A 13,560-nucleotide genomic window follows, 5' to 3' on the forward strand; every position below is an offset into this window, starting at 1 on the left:
CAGGAACCCTGCATTCCTTTCGTAAGCTGCGGGTTCCCCGCGATTGCCGGCAATTCGGCTGTCGCTAATGCAATTGGCATGAGGATTGCTCTTCCTGTTTCCAGATCAAACAGGGGAGCATTCATGCAACGTCGAACCTTCATCTCACGCGCCTTGGCGACAACCGCCGTTATCGCCGCCACTCTTGCAGGGCCGCTTCCGGCGCTTGCCGATGCGCTGGAGACTATCAAGTCCAGCGGCAAATTGCGCGTCGCGGTACCGCAGGATTTCCCGCCTTTCGGCAGCGTCGGCGCCGACATGACCGCGAAAGGCTACGATATCGACATGGCGACGCTGATTGCGGAAAAGCTCGGCGTGAAGGTTGAACTCGTGCCGGTGACGAGCGCGAACCGCATTCCTTATCTGCAGACCAACAAGGTCGATCTGGTGATCTCGAGCCTCGGCAAGAATCCAGACCGCGAAAAGGTCGTCGATTTCTCCACCGCCTACGCGCCCTTCTACAACGGCGTCTTCGCTCCGGCGGGGCTTGAGATCAAGTCCACCGAGGATCTCGCCGGCAAGACCATCGGCGTAACGCGCGGAGCGATCGAAGACCTCGAACTGACCAAAGTCGCGCCGGCAAGCGCCACCATCAAGCGCTACGAAGACAACAACGGCACGATTTCCGCCTTCCTGTCCGGCCAGGTGGAAGCCGTCGCGACCGGCAATGTGGTCGCCGCCGCTATTCTTGAACGAAACCCGCCCAAGCGTCCCGAACCGAAATTCCTCATCAAGAACTCGCCCTGCTATATCGGCCTCGGGAAGAACGAACCCGCCCTGCTCGAAAAGGTCAACAGCATCATCGCCGCCGCCAAGACCGATGGCTCGTTGAACAAGATCGCCGAAAAGTGGCTCGGGACTTCGCTGCCGGCGGATCTCTGATCTTTTCCTCAGACTGCCCGCCGCCTGTTTGCCCAGGCGGCGGACCGATCTACCGACACGGGCGGGCGCAATGCACTATATCTTCGATTTCAGCTGGATCTGGGACTATGGTCCCGTCATCCTGAAGGGGCTTTTCGTCACCGTCGAACTGACTTTGGTCGGCGCGGTGGCCGGGGTGTCTCTCGGAATCTTGTGCGCATGGATCAGGACGCTCGGGCCCGAGATGCTGCGCCCGCCGGTGGCGGCCTATGTGGAACTGATCCGCAACACCCCCTTCATGATCCAGCTCTTCTTCATCTTCTTTGGCCTGCCGTCCGTTGGAGTTCAGCTCTCGGAACTGCAGGCAGCAAACCTCGCGATGATCATCAATCTCGGCGCCTATAGCTGCGAAATCATCCGGGCCGGCATCGAGGCCACGCCAAAGGGACAGTTCGAGGCCGGCGCGGCGCTGGCGCTGAGGCCCCTGCAAACCTTCCGCCTGGTGATATTGGTGCCTGCCTTGCAGCGCATCTGGCCGGCGCTTTCCTCGCAGATCGTCATCGTCATGCTGGGATCGGCAGTCGTCTCGCAGATCGCCGCCGAGGACGTGACCTTCGCGGCCAATTTCATCCAGTCGCGGACGTTCAGGGCCTTCGAGGCCTATATGCTCTCCACCGCTATCTACCTGCTGTTTGCCATTGCACTGCGTCAATTGCTCAATCAGCTTGGCCGCTGGATCTTTCCGAAAGTGGCCGCCCGATGAGCGATTTCACCACCTGGGACATCCTGCGCAACCTGCTGCTCGCCACCCGCTGGACGCTGGTGCTGTCCCTCATATCCTTCCTCGGCGGTGGCATTCTCGGTCTGGCGATCCTGTTTCTCCGAATCGGAAAGTCGCCCGTCGGTCGGTATTTCGCACGCGGTTATGTGGAGCTGTTGCAGGGCACCCCGCTGCTGATGCAGTTGTTCCTGGCCTTCTTCGGTCTCGGCTTATTTGGCATCGACGTGCCGGCCTGGCTGGCGGCGGGCGCGGCGCTGATCTGCTGGACCGCGGCATTCCTCGTCGAAATCTGGCGCGGCTGCGTCGAATCCATCCCGAAAGGGCAATGGGAGGCAGGACAGAGCCTCGCCCTCAACCATGTGCAGCAGATGCGGCTGATCATTCTGCCTCAAGCGCTTCGGATCGCCATACCGCCGACGGCCGGCTTTTCTGTCCAGGTTATCAAGGGAACCGCGCTCACCTCCATCATCGGTTTTGTCGAACTGTCGAAGGCCGGCACGATCGTCACCAATGCCACCTTCCAGCCGTTCGTGGTCTATGGCTTCGTGGCGCTCATCTACTTTGCGGTATGTTTTCCGTTATCGAAATTCAGCAAACATCTGGAACGCCGGGCTGCGGCCGCCTATGCGACCCGCTGACCGCGGCAGTCGCACAGGGCTTCGCGACTTTGCAGGAACAATAATGCGCTGGCTTCCCAAGTGGTCGCGAAAAGACCTCATTCGGCGTTTCCACCTTGACGTGAATGGATAGTTCAGGCTTGAGCCACAGCAGGACACACCGCCGCATGGAACACCGACCGATGACCAATCCCGATGATCCCTTCGCCGAAGCAGGCAACTTCGAGATCGCGCCCGTGCGGCTGACGGTCGATCTCGGCGCGCTTGCCGACAACTGGAGGGAGATGGCGCGCCGCTCCGGCTCCGCCCGCACCGCCGCCGTGGTCAAGGCGGACGCCTATGGCCTCGGCATCGAGGATTGCGGCACGGCGCTTTATGAAGCCGGCGCGCGCGACTTCTTCGTGGCGGTGGTGCAGGAGGGCGTGACGCTCCGCACCTATGCGCCGGATGCGCGGATCTATGTGCTTTCCGGGATCTGGCCCGGCCAGGAGCAACTGTTCTTCGAGAACGGCCTCGTGCCCGTGCTCGTCTCCGAAGAGCAGGTTGCTTTCTGGATGTCGGTCACCGCCGAACACGGCGATCATCCTTGCGCGCTTCAGGTGGATACAGGCTTCAACCGGCTCGGCATTCCGCTCGAGGACGCGATCGCCTTTGCCGACGACGTGTCGCGGCCGGCGAGCTTTTCGCCAGTGCTGGTGCTGTCGCACCTCCATAGCGGCGACACGCCCTCCTCCGAGCTCAACCAGAAACAACTGGAATCCTTCCGAAGGGTTGCCGACGCTTTCGAAGGTATCGAAACAAGTCTTGCAGCCTCCGCCGGGATCTTTCTCGGCTCTGACTATCATTTCGATCTCACCCGGCCCGGCATTGCGCTTTACGGCGGGGAAGCCGTGAATGGCGGGAAAAATTCGATGCTGCCGGTCGCCAAGGCGGAGGCGCGGATTATCCAGATCCGCGACGCGAAAAAAGGCGAGACCGTCAGCTATGGCGGCACCTATCAGCTTTCGCGCGACAGCCGGCTCGCCATCGTCGCCGCGGGTTATGCCGATGGCTACCTGCGTTCGCTTTCCGGTTCCGGGGTGCCGCTTCGCCAGAACGTCAAGGACGGCGCCTTCGGCTTCGTCGCCGGACGCAAGGTGCCGGTCGTCGGCCGTATCACCATGGATCTGACGATCTTCGACGTGACGGACGTTCCGGCAGCGGAGATCCGCTCTGGTGACTATGTCGAACTCTTCGGCCCGAACATGCCGCTCGACGACGTCGCCCGCGCGGCGGGCACGATCGGCTACGAGCTCCTCACCAGCCTGGGGCTGCGTTACGAGCGGCGGTACATCTATCCCGAATAACCGCAAATCTTCTTGCCAGTGAAGGGAATTCAGGATTAAAGGCATCTGTTCCGCTTTTGTTCTGCGCGGAAAAACGTGACTATCGAAAGCGGCGGCTACTTCATGGCAAAACCCAAAACCCAATTCGTGTGCCAGAACTGCGGCACGGTGCACAACCGCTGGGCCGGCAAATGCGACGGCTGCGGCGAGTGGAACACGATTGTCGAGGAAGATCCGATGGGCGGCATCGGCGGCGGTCCCGGCAAGGTGCCGAAGAAGGGCCGTGCGGTCTCACTCACTACGCTTTCCGGCGAGACTGAGGAAGCTCCCCGCATCCATACAGGCATTTCCGAACTCGACCGAGCGACCGGCGGCGGTTTCGTTCGCGGCTCGGCCGTCCTGATCGGCGGCGACCCGGGCATCGGCAAGTCGACGCTGCTGATGCAGGCGGCGGCCGCCCTTTCCCGCCGCGGCCACCGGATCATCTACGTGTCCGGCGAAGAGGCCGTGGCGCAGGTGCGGCTACGCGCCCAGCGACTGGGCGCTGCCGATAGCGACGTTTTGCTCGCCGCGGAAACCAATGTCGAGGACATTCTTGCAACGATCGCCGAGGGCAAGCGGCCGGATCTCGTGATCATCGATTCGATCCAGACGCTCTGGAGCGATACGGCCGATTCGGCGCCCGGCACCGTCACGCAGGTGCGCACGGGCGTCCAGGCGATGATCCGTTTCGCCAAGCAGACAGGCGCTGCGATGGTCCTCGTCGGTCACGTCACCAAGGAAGGCCAGATCGCCGGGCCGCGGGTCGTCGAACACATGGTCGACGCAGTCCTCTATTTCGAGGGCGACCGCGGCCACCACTACCGCATCCTGCGCACGGTCAAGAACCGGTTCGGTCCGACAGACGAGATCGGCGTCTTTGAAATGTCCGATAAGGGGTTGCGGGAGGTGTCGAACCCTTCCGAACTCTTTCTCGGCGAGCGCAATGCTAAGGCGCCGGGCGCCGCGGTGTTCGCCGGCATGGAGGGAACGCGCCCCGTGCTGGTCGAGGTGCAGGCCCTCGTGGCGCAGACATCGCTCGGAACCCCCAGGCGTGCAGTGGTCGGTTGGGATTCGTCTCGGCTGTCGATGATTCTCGCGGTTCTGGAAGCCCATTGCGGCGTCAGGCTCGGCCAGCACGACGTGTATCTGAATGTGGCAGGCGGCTATCGCATCTCCGAACCGGCCGCCGATCTTGCGGTCGCTTCGGCGCTCGTCTCGTCACTTGCCGGGCTTGCCCTGCCCGCCGATTGTGTCTATTTCGGCGAAATCAGCCTCTCGGGCGCGGTGCGGCCGGTTTCGCAGACCGCCCAGCGGCTCAAGGAGGCGGAAAAACTCGGGTTTGCAGGTGCGATGCTGCCGGCCACGTCCGCCGAAGTGCCAAAGGGCGCGAACGGACGCTGGGTCACCATCGAAGACCTGCCGGACCTGGTGTCACGGATCGCAGGTTCCTCGTCGAAACTGCGCCAAACGCCGGAAGATGATTGATCTTCCGTTAACAGGTCCGCTGTTGTATGACGGCTGCGAGACAGCGGGGGCTGTCGCGCATTCGGCAAGTCTGGAGTAGTTCTTATATGCCCATCACGATTTTCGACGGTATTGTCATCGGCGTGACGCTGTTTTCCGCCGTGCTCGCCATGGTTCGCGGGTTTTCGCGGGAAGTGCTGTCGATCGCAAGCTGGGTGGGCTCGGTCGCCGCGGCCTATTATCTCTATCCGCTGCTTCTGCCTTACGCCAAGAACTATACGACCGATGATCGCATCGCGATCGCCGCTTCCGCCGGCATCATCTTCCTGCTTGCGCTGATCGTCATCTCCTTCATCACCTCGCGTATTGCCGATTTCATCATCGACAGCCGTATCGGCGCGCTTGACCGGACCCTCGGCTTCCTGTTCGGCGCCGCCCGCGGCATCCTTCTTCTCGTTGTCGCCGTCGCCTTCTGGAACTGGCTCGTGGACGTGCGCTCACAGCCGGAATGGGTCACCCAGGCGAAGTCGAAGCCTTTCCTCGATACGCTCGTCGCGCGCCTCGAGGCGGTGCTCCCCGACGATATCGAGCCACAGATCCGCGCCCGCATCCTCGGCCGCGAGGCGGCGCCCACAGAAGGCGCGCCCGCCCAGGAGCAACCACCGGCGGAAGATGCGCCGGCAACAAATAATTGACGTTATCTTGCGCTTGATGCAGCGCGAAACGTCACCATTTGTGGTATCATTCGCATAAAGTGCAAAACGGGCTGGGCTCGGGGAATTTTCTCCGGCCCGCCTTTCCATTTTCCGAAGGGACAAATCGTCCGAAAGGGATAAGGGCCAGATGAGAGAGCCGGTTTCTGAGACGTTCGCCGACAACAAGGTCAACGAGTGGGATGGCGATACGCTTCGCGAGGAATGCGGCGTCTTCGGGATTCTCGGCCATCCGGATGCGGCAACGCTGACAGCGCTCGGTCTGCACGCCCTCCAGCATCGCGGCCAGGAGGCCGCCGGTATCGTCTCCTTCGACGGCTTGCGGTTCCACTCGGAACGGCGCATGGGCCTTGTCGGCGACCACTATACCGACCCCGCCACGCTTGCCCGCCTTCCCGGCAACATCGCCATGGGCCATGTCCGTTATTCGACCACCGGGGAAGTGGCCCTGCGCAACGTGCAGCCGCTGTTTGCCGAACTGGAAGTCGGCGGCATCGCGATTGCCCATAACGGCAATTTCACCAACGGCCTGACGCTCCGCCGCCAGCTGATTGCAGGCGGCGCCATCTGTCAGTCCACCTCCGATACGGAAGTGGTTCTGCATCTCATCGCCCGCTCCCGCTACGCCTCGACGGCCGACCGTTTCATCGACGCGATCCGGCAGATGGAAGGCGGCTATTCCATGGTGGCGATTACCCGCACCAAGCTGATCGCCGCCCGCGATCCCACCGGTATCCGCCCCCTCGTGATGGGCGAGCTTGATGGCAAGCCGATCTTCTGCTCGGAGACCTGCGCGCTTGACATCATCGGCGCGAAGTTCGTCCGCGACGTGGAGAACGGCGAAGTGATCATCTGCGAGATCCAATCGGACGGCTCGGTCACCATCGACGCCCGCAAGGCCGGCAACGGCCAATCCGAACGGCTCTGCCTGTTCGAATATGTCTATTTCGCGCGGCCGGATTCGGTCGTCGGCGGCCGCAGCGTCTATGTCGCGCGCAAGAACATGGGCATCAACCTTGCAAAGGAAGCGGCGGTCGACGCCGATGTCGTCGTGCCGGTGCCGGATGGCGGCACGCCTGCCGCCCTCGGCTTCGCTCAGGAAAGCGGCATCCCCTTCGAATACGGCATCATCCGCAACCACTATGTCGGCCGCACCTTCATCGAACCGACGCAGCAGATCCGCGCCTTCGGCGTCAAGCTCAAGCACTCCGCCAACCGCGCGATGATCGAAGGCAAGCGAGTCGTGCTGGTCGACGATTCGATCGTGCGCGGCACGACTTCGCTGAAGATCGTCCAGATGATCCGCGATGCGGGCGCCAAGGAAGTGCATTTCCGCGTCGCAAGCCCGATGATCTTTTACCCGGATTTCTACGGCATCGATACGCCGGACCGGGAAAAGCTGCTCGCCAACCAGTATGACAGCCTTGAGGCGATGTGCCGGTATATCGGCGCGGATTCGCTGCAGTTCCTGTCGATCAACGGTCTCTATCGCGCCGTCGGCGGCGAGGACCGGAACGACGCGCGTCCGCAGTTCACCGACCACTATTTTACCGGCGACTATCCGACCCGCCTGCTGGACAAGGATGGCGAAACGATGGGACGCAAGGTTTCGGTTCTCGCCAGCAACGGCTGAGACAAACGGACCCGTTTGCATTTCGCACCGAACGCTCTAGAAGGCTGCGGCAACGCAGCCTTCTTTTTTGTGCCGCGACAGGGTGAGGTGACGAGATGGACATTGACTTGAAGAACAGGATCGCGCTGGTCACCGGCGCCTCGCGCGGCATCGGCTATTTCACCGCGCTGGCGCTCGCCAAGGCCGGCGCGCATGTGATCGCGACCGCCCGCACCGTCGGCGGGCTCGAAGAACTCGACGATGCAATCAAGGCGGTCGGCGGCACGGCCACGCTGGTCCCCTTCGACCTCACCGACATGGGCGCCATCGACCGGCTCGGCGCCTCGATCTTCGAGCGCTGGGGCAAGCTCGACATTCTCGTGGCCAATGCCGGCATTCTCGGCGTCATTTCGCCGCTCGGCCATATCGAGGCGAAGGTCTTCGAAAAGGTGATGCTGACCAATGTCACGGCCACCTGGCGGCTGATCCGTTCGGTCGAACCACTGCTGACGAAATCGGATGCGGGCCGCGCGCTCATCCTGTCGTCCGGCGTCGCCAGCAATCCCCGCGCCTTCTGGGGTGCCTATGCCATGTCCAAGGCAGCCGTGGAGACCATGGGGCGCATCTGGGCTGCCGAAACCGAGCACACGCCGCTCAAGATCAATCTCGTCAATCCGGGCGCCACCCGCACGGCCATGCGCGCCCAGGCCATGCCCGGCGAAGACCCGCAGACGCTGCCGCATCCTTCAGAAGTCGCCGAAAAGATGCTTTTCCTCGCTTCCCCCGAGATGAAGGAGAGCGGACGGCTCTTCGTGGTGCGCGAGAACAGATTTGTGGATTTCAAGGCACCGGAATGAGGACTGCCGTCGCAGCCGGCGACACGGGGAATGCCTCACCCTCCCCAAATAGATAGTGCCCCACCCATCCCGGAAAATCCGATTTTCGGGTATTTCTCTGAGTCCTGCGGTGGGACGCAGGAAATCACTTGGGGGACAATTACATGAGAAACATCGCTTTCTGTTTCTTCGTCGCGGCCGTGCTTTGCGTTACGACCGGCATGTTCTGGGGCATTCAAATGGCGATCTCCGGCGACCATCAGATGGCGCCGGCGCATGCGCATCTCAATCTCGTCGGCTGGACGACGATGGGCCTTTTCGGGCTCTACTACACGGTCACGCCGCAGGCAGCCGATGCCTTGCTGGCAAAAGTCCATCTGGCTTTTGCAATCCTCGGCGTGCTCTGTCTCGTGCCGGGCATCGCAATGGCGGTGTCTTCCGGCGGCGAAGCGCTTGCCGCGATCGGATCGATCCTCACGGTCATCTCCATGCTGATCTTCTTGGTGACGGTCGCCCGCAACGGCATCGGCCGCCGGGTAGCTTGACGCCATTGATCATGGCGCGGGCAAAGGCCCTTGACCAAAGTTCCTGCCCGCGCCATAACCTCCTCCATGAAAACGGCGATTTCCATTTGCGGGATCATTATTCGCTAGCGCAGTCGCTGGCCCGGCCGTTTTCGTCTCTCGAAAAGCCTTGAAGACAAACGTCCCGGTCCGGCACCGGCCGCTTTCTATGCAAGGTTTTGGGGAGATTTCGATGGGCGCCTCGCTCAAGTTCTACAATACGCTGACCCGCGAAAAGACGGCGTTTTCGCCGATCGATCCCAAGAGCGTGCGCATGTATGTCTGCGGCCCGACCGTCTACGACTACGCCCATATCGGCAATGCGCGGCCGGCAATCGTCTTCGACGTGCTCTTCCGGCTGCTGCGACATGTCTATGGCGAAGGGCATGTTTCCTATGCCCGCAACATCACCGACGTGGACGACAAGATCAACGCCCGCGCACTGCGGGATCACCCCGGCCTGCCGCTCAACGAGGCAATCCGCGCCGTCACGGAACGGACCGAGACGCAGTATCACGAGGATGTCGCGGCGCTGGGTTGCCTGGAGCCGACCGTCGAGCCCCGCGCTACCGACAATATTCCCCAGATGATCGAGATCATCGAGAAGCTGATTGCGCGCGGCCATGCCTATGTCGCGGCCGGCGAGGTTCTTTTCGATACGAAGTCGATGGGCGATTACGGAAAGCTCTCCAAGCGCCCGCTCGACGAACAGCAGGCCGGCGCGCGCGTCGCAGTCGACGCGCACAAGAAGAACCCTGGCGATTTCGTGCTCTGGAAGCTCTCCTCCGACAACGAACCCGGCTGGGAAAGCCCCTGGGGCCGCGGCCGCCCGGGCTGGCATATCGAGTGCTCGGCGATGAGCCGGCGCTATCTCGGCGAAGTCTTCGACATTCATGGCGGAGGGCTCGACCTCATCTTCCCGCACCATGAAAACGAGATTGCCCAGTCGCGCTGCGCCCACGGCACGGAAGTGATGGCGAATGTCTGGATGCATAACGGCTTCGTGCAGGTCGAAGGCCGCAAGATGTCGAAGTCGGAAGGCAATTTCATCACCATCTACGACCTGCTTCACACGGAAAAATTCGGCGGCCGCCAATGGCCGGGCGAGGTGCTCAGGCTTGCCATGCTGATGACGCACTACCGCGAGCCGATCGATTTTTCGGTGAAGCGGCTGGAAGAGGCGGAGCGGCTGATTGCCCGCTGGCCGGCTGCCGATCCGGGCGGTGCCGCGCCTTGCGATACGGTGATCGAGGCGCTCGGCGACGATCTCAACACGGTGGCCGCCATCCAGGCGCTGCATGCGCTTGCCCATGAGGCACATGCCGACAAGACCCTTCTGCCGATCTTTGCGGCGAGCGCCAATCTGCTCGGCGTGCTGCCGCAGAAGACGGAAGTGGACGAGGCTCTCGCGTCTGCCGTCGATGCGCTGGTCTCCATGCGGCTCGAACTGTTGAAGGCGAAGAACTTTCCCGAGGCCGACAAGATCCGCAATGAACTGTCGGAGAAAGGCATCCAGCTCAAGGACGGCAAGGACGCCTCGACCGGCGAGCGGGTGACGACCTGGGAACTGAAGCGGTAAGATCAAATCGGCACTTGAGGAGGAAAAAGCGCGATGATCGACCACATGGGCATCACGGTTGCGGATTTCGACCGCGCCAAGGCGTTCTACAATGCGGCCTTTGCGCCGCTCGGGGCCTCGTTGCTGTATATGGTGCCGACGGAATATACGGGCGGCGTCAAGGTCGGCGGCTATGGCCGGGAGCGGCCGGTCTACTGGCTGCATGAGGGCACACCGCCAGCCGGCTACCACCAGCATATCGCCTTTACCGCCAACAGCCACGCCGAGGTCGACGCGTTCTACAAGGCTGCAATCGCCGCCGGCGGCCGCGACAACGGCCCGCCGGGCCTGAGGCTACATTATCATCCGAACTACTACGGCGCCTTCGTCTTCGATCTCGACGGGAATAATATCGAGGCGGTTTGCCACTCGGCGGAGGGAAGTCCGGAATGACTGACCAAATCCATACCGGGGGGTGCCAGTGCGGCGCGGTGAGATATCGCGCGACGGGCGAGATCGGCTTTCCGCATCTTTGCCATTGCCGCATGTGCCAGAAGGCGGCGGGGAACTATTTCATGCCGCTTGGCGGGGTAAAGTGGGAGGATTTCGCCTTCACCCGCGGAGAGTCGGCCTGGTTCCAGTCCTCCGAGACGGTGCGGCGCGGCTTTTGCGAAAAATGCGGCACCCCGCTCTTTTACGACGGCAGCAGCGACCATATCAGCATCACGCTGGGTTCGCTCGACGATCCGCAAAACGTGAAGCCGCAGCTTCAGACCAACCTCGCCCGCAAGATGTCCTGGTTCGGAGAACTCGACCACCTGCAGCACGACGCGGAGATGGACATGACGCCGGACCAGGAAAGGGCGGTGGCCAAAAGCACCCGGCAGCATCCGGATCACGACACCGATGCCTGGCCGCCGGAGGAAAAGCCATGAGCGATGCGACAAGAACCGGCGGCTGCCAGTGCGGCGCCGTCCGCTTCCGGCTGGAAGGGGAGCCTTTCGAACCCTCGATCTGCCATTGCCGCATGTGCCAGAAGGCCTTCGGCGCCTATTATGCGCCGCTGGTGGCGATCGGCGAGGCAAAACTTACCTGGACGCGCGGAACGCTCAAATATTTCCAATCGTCCAATCACGTCCGGCGCGGCTTCTGTGCAGATTGCGGAACGCCCATGACCTACGAGGCGACCGACGGCATCGGCATCTCGGCCGGCAGTTTCGACGACCCGGCATCGCTGCCGCCGGTCATTCAGTTTGGCGTCGAGGGCAAGCTTCCCTTCGTCGACCGGCTGCATACGCTGCCCGAGCGCCACACCCTTGATGATATCGACTCGGCTCCCTTCCTGAGCGACATTGTTTCCTACCAGCATCCTGATCACGATACCGAAACCTGGCCTATGCAAGGGCCTGCGGAGAACAAGCAATGACAGAGACTTTGAGAACAGGCGGCTGCCAGTGCGGCGCCGTGCGCTTCCGGATCCATGGCGAGCTCGGCCGCGCCTCCATCTGCCATTGCCGCATGTGTCAGAAGGCCTTCGGCGGCTTTTTCGGGCCGCTCGTCAGCGCACCCAAGGACGGCGTTGAATGGACCCGCGGGGAGCCGAAATATTTCCAGTCGTCGGTCAATATCGATCGCGGCTTCTGCGAAAACTGCGGCACGCCGCTGACCTACCGCTATCCGGGCGGGCTGGAACTGTCGATCGGCTCCTTCGACAATCGCGACGACCTCGCGCCGAAGATCCAGGTCAATTATTCGGCGCACATCCCCTGGGTAACGACGATCTTCGACCAGCCGGTCCGCGATGCGGCGGAAGACGCGGCCAAGCAGGAGCAGATCATTTCGTTCCAGCATCCCGACCACGACACGGCAGCATGGCCGTCCAAGGGCTTCTGACATGGTCGACAATCCCAACCTGAAGATGCCGAAATGGCTTCTTTACGGGCTGATCGCCAAGGGCGCAGTGGTGGTGCTGGTCACGGCGGCGATCGTCGCCTACGCCTTGCTCGGTTAGCCGCGCTTGCCGCCAAAGCGCAAACGATCAATGAAGGACTTTTCATGACGGACATTTTTCGCACACCCTATCCGGAGATCGAACCCTACGAGACCGGACAGCTCGATGTCGGCGACGGCCACGTCATTTATTGGGAACGGATCGGCACCAAGGGCGCCAAGCCCGCCGTCCTCCTGCATGGCGGACCGGGCGGGGGCTGTACGCCTGCCCAGCGGCGGATGTACGATCCGGCGCTCTACGACGTTTTGCTGTTCGACCAGCGCGGCTGCGGCCGCTCGACGCCGCATGCGAACCTTGAGGCCAATACGACCTGGCATCTCGTCGCCGATATCGAGCGCCTTCGCGAAATGGTCGGCGTCGACAAATGGCAGGTTTTCGGTGGCTCCTGGGGCTCGACGCTGGCGCTTGCCTATGCCGAAACCCATCCCGAGCGCGTCACCGAACTTCTGCTACGCGGCATCTATACGCTGACGAGGCCGGAACTCGATTGGTATTATCAGTTCGGCGTCTCGGAAATGTTTCCGGATAAGTGGGAAGCCTTCGTCGCCCCCATTCCGGAAAACGAACGCCACGAGATGATGGCCGCCTATCACCGCCGCCTGACGGGATCCGACAAGGCGGAGCAGATCCGCTGCGCCAAGGCCTGGAGCGTGTGGGAAGGCTCCACCATCACGCTTCTGCCCGACCCGTCTCTCGCATCGAGCCATGACGACGACCATTTCGCGCTCGCCTTCGCCCGCATCGAGAACCACTATTTCATGAATGCAGGCTGGCTCGAAGACGGCCAGTTGCTGCGCGACGCGGTGAAGCTCAAAGGTATTCCCGGCGTCATCGTCCACGGCCGCTATGACATGCCCTGCCCGCTGAAATATGCCTGGCAGCTCTCGAAAGTCTGGACGGATGCGGATTTCCACATCATCGAAGGTGCTGGCCACGCGATGTCGGAGCCGGGCATCACCGACCGGCTGATCCGGGCGACGGACAGGTTTGCGGGGAAGAGTTGACAGCATTGCCATGCAGCCCCCTCACCCGTCCTCCACTCCGCTCGGCCACCCTCTTCCCAAGGGGAGAGGAGGGAATTGGGATCTCGCGGCAATTCCACCTTCCCCCTCGGGGAGAAGGTGCCCAAGGGCGGATG

General features: G+C 62.2%; 15 protein-coding genes. All 15 read left to right on the forward strand.

The genetic code is table 11. The features are described 5' to 3' along the window. Positions 1 to 123 precede the first annotated feature (123 nt). The gene (locus tag C5L12_RS19290; protein WP_105373686.1) at positions 124 to 921 is read left to right on the forward strand and encodes a transporter substrate-binding domain-containing protein; all 798 of its coding nucleotides are present in this window, start codon (positions 124 to 126) and stop codon (positions 919 to 921) included. Between the two features lie 70 nt (positions 922 to 991). Beyond that, positions 992 to 1,663 (forward strand): amino acid ABC transporter permease, encoded by a 672-nt coding sequence (locus tag C5L12_RS19295; RefSeq protein ID WP_105373687.1) that lies wholly within the window; start codon positions 992 to 994, stop codon positions 1,661 to 1,663. Further along, complete coding sequence (locus C5L12_RS19300) at positions 1,660 to 2,319, forward strand: amino acid ABC transporter permease (RefSeq protein WP_105373688.1); 660 nt, start codon at positions 1,660 to 1,662, stop codon at positions 2,317 to 2,319. Before C5L12_RS19295 ends, C5L12_RS19300 begins: the two co-directional genes overlap by 4 nt. A 161-nt stretch (positions 2,320 to 2,480) precedes the next feature. Continuing rightward, complete coding sequence (gene alr / locus C5L12_RS19305; RefSeq protein ID WP_105373689.1) at positions 2,481 to 3,644, forward strand: alanine racemase; 1,164 nt, start codon at positions 2,481 to 2,483, stop codon at positions 3,642 to 3,644. Positions 3,645 to 3,746: 102 nt separating this feature from the next. Beyond that, positions 3,747 to 5,150 (forward strand): DNA repair protein RadA, encoded by a 1,404-nt coding sequence (gene radA / locus C5L12_RS19310; protein WP_105373760.1) that lies wholly within the window; start codon positions 3,747 to 3,749, stop codon positions 5,148 to 5,150. An 86-nt stretch (positions 5,151 to 5,236) separates the two neighbouring features. Continuing rightward, entirely contained in the window at positions 5,237 to 5,824 is a 588-nt protein-coding gene (locus C5L12_RS19315) for a CvpA family protein (RefSeq protein WP_105373690.1), read from the forward strand. A gap of 148 nt (positions 5,825 to 5,972) precedes the next feature. Then, positions 5,973 to 7,475: an amidophosphoribosyltransferase gene (purF, locus tag C5L12_RS19320; protein ID WP_105373691.1), complete on the forward strand. Its 1,503-nt coding sequence runs from the start codon at positions 5,973 to 5,975 to the stop codon at positions 7,473 to 7,475. 95 nt (positions 7,476 to 7,570) lie between these two features. Next, on the forward strand, positions 7,571 to 8,311 hold the full coding sequence (locus tag C5L12_RS19325; RefSeq protein WP_105373692.1) for an SDR family NAD(P)-dependent oxidoreductase: 741 nt from the start codon (positions 7,571 to 7,573) through the stop codon (positions 8,309 to 8,311). 143 nt (positions 8,312 to 8,454) lie between these two features. After that, positions 8,455 to 8,835: a hypothetical protein gene (locus tag C5L12_RS19330; protein WP_105373693.1), complete on the forward strand. Its 381-nt coding sequence runs from the start codon at positions 8,455 to 8,457 to the stop codon at positions 8,833 to 8,835. Between the two features lie 211 nt (positions 8,836 to 9,046). Then, a complete protein-coding gene (gene cysS / locus C5L12_RS19335) occupies positions 9,047 to 10,432 on the forward strand; it encodes a cysteine--tRNA ligase (protein WP_105373694.1) in 1,386 nt (461 codons plus the stop codon). A gap of 33 nt (positions 10,433 to 10,465) precedes the next feature. Continuing rightward, a complete protein-coding gene (locus C5L12_RS19340; RefSeq protein WP_105373695.1) occupies positions 10,466 to 10,864 on the forward strand; it encodes a VOC family protein in 399 nt (132 codons plus the stop codon). Continuing rightward, the gene (locus C5L12_RS19345) at positions 10,861 to 11,346 is read left to right on the forward strand and encodes a GFA family protein (protein ID WP_105373696.1); all 486 of its coding nucleotides are present in this window, start codon (positions 10,861 to 10,863) and stop codon (positions 11,344 to 11,346) included. The genes C5L12_RS19340 and C5L12_RS19345 overlap by 4 nt, the downstream gene beginning before the upstream one ends. Beyond that, the gene (locus C5L12_RS19350; RefSeq protein ID WP_105373697.1) at positions 11,343 to 11,837 is read left to right on the forward strand and encodes a GFA family protein; all 495 of its coding nucleotides are present in this window, start codon (positions 11,343 to 11,345) and stop codon (positions 11,835 to 11,837) included. The genes C5L12_RS19345 and C5L12_RS19350 overlap by 4 nt, the downstream gene beginning before the upstream one ends. Further along, the gene (locus C5L12_RS19355; protein WP_105373698.1) at positions 11,834 to 12,304 is read left to right on the forward strand and encodes a GFA family protein; all 471 of its coding nucleotides are present in this window, start codon (positions 11,834 to 11,836) and stop codon (positions 12,302 to 12,304) included. Before C5L12_RS19350 ends, C5L12_RS19355 begins: the two co-directional genes overlap by 4 nt. 162 nt (positions 12,305 to 12,466) lie before the next feature. Then, the gene (gene pip / locus C5L12_RS19360; protein ID WP_105373699.1) at positions 12,467 to 13,426 is read left to right on the forward strand and encodes a prolyl aminopeptidase; all 960 of its coding nucleotides are present in this window, start codon (positions 12,467 to 12,469) and stop codon (positions 13,424 to 13,426) included. The last annotated feature ends 134 nt before the right edge of the window (positions 13,427 to 13,560 follow it).

The sequence above is a fragment of the Neorhizobium huautlense genome (genome assembly GCF_002968575.1).
GTDB lineage: Bacteria > Pseudomonadota > Alphaproteobacteria > Rhizobiales > Rhizobiaceae > Neorhizobium > Neorhizobium huautlense.

Excerpts from the sequence above, each read along its gene's own strand:
- purF (WP_105373691.1), top strand. The coding sequence starts at position 5,973 with ATGAGAGAGCCGGTTTCTGAGACGTTCGCCGACAACAAGGTCAACGAG.
- alr (WP_105373689.1), top strand. The coding sequence starts at position 2,481 with ATGACCAATCCCGATGATCCCTTCGCCGAAGCAGGCAACTTCGAGATC.
- C5L12_RS19330 (WP_105373693.1), top strand. The coding sequence starts at position 8,455 with ATGAGAAACATCGCTTTCTGTTTCTTCGTCGCGGCCGTGCTTTGCGTT.
- C5L12_RS19295 (WP_105373687.1), top strand. The coding sequence starts at position 992 with ATGCACTATATCTTCGATTTCAGCTGGATCTGGGACTATGGTCCCGTC.
- C5L12_RS19315 (WP_105373690.1), top strand. The coding sequence starts at position 5,237 with ATGCCCATCACGATTTTCGACGGTATTGTCATCGGCGTGACGCTGTTT.
- C5L12_RS19345 (WP_105373696.1), top strand. The coding sequence starts at position 10,861 with ATGACTGACCAAATCCATACCGGGGGGTGCCAGTGCGGCGCGGTGAGA.
- pip (WP_105373699.1), top strand. The coding sequence starts at position 12,467 with ATGACGGACATTTTTCGCACACCCTATCCGGAGATCGAACCCTACGAG.
- C5L12_RS19350 (WP_105373697.1), top strand. The coding sequence starts at position 11,343 with ATGAGCGATGCGACAAGAACCGGCGGCTGCCAGTGCGGCGCCGTCCGC.
- radA (WP_105373760.1), top strand. The coding sequence starts at position 3,747 with ATGGCAAAACCCAAAACCCAATTCGTGTGCCAGAACTGCGGCACGGTG.
- cysS (WP_105373694.1), top strand. The coding sequence starts at position 9,047 with ATGGGCGCCTCGCTCAAGTTCTACAATACGCTGACCCGCGAAAAGACG.
- C5L12_RS19340 (WP_105373695.1), top strand. The coding sequence starts at position 10,466 with ATGATCGACCACATGGGCATCACGGTTGCGGATTTCGACCGCGCCAAG.
- C5L12_RS19290 (WP_105373686.1), top strand. The coding sequence starts at position 124 with ATGCAACGTCGAACCTTCATCTCACGCGCCTTGGCGACAACCGCCGTT.
- C5L12_RS19355 (WP_105373698.1), top strand. The coding sequence starts at position 11,834 with ATGACAGAGACTTTGAGAACAGGCGGCTGCCAGTGCGGCGCCGTGCGC.
- C5L12_RS19325 (WP_105373692.1), top strand. The coding sequence starts at position 7,571 with ATGGACATTGACTTGAAGAACAGGATCGCGCTGGTCACCGGCGCCTCG.
- C5L12_RS19300 (WP_105373688.1), top strand. The coding sequence starts at position 1,660 with ATGAGCGATTTCACCACCTGGGACATCCTGCGCAACCTGCTGCTCGCC.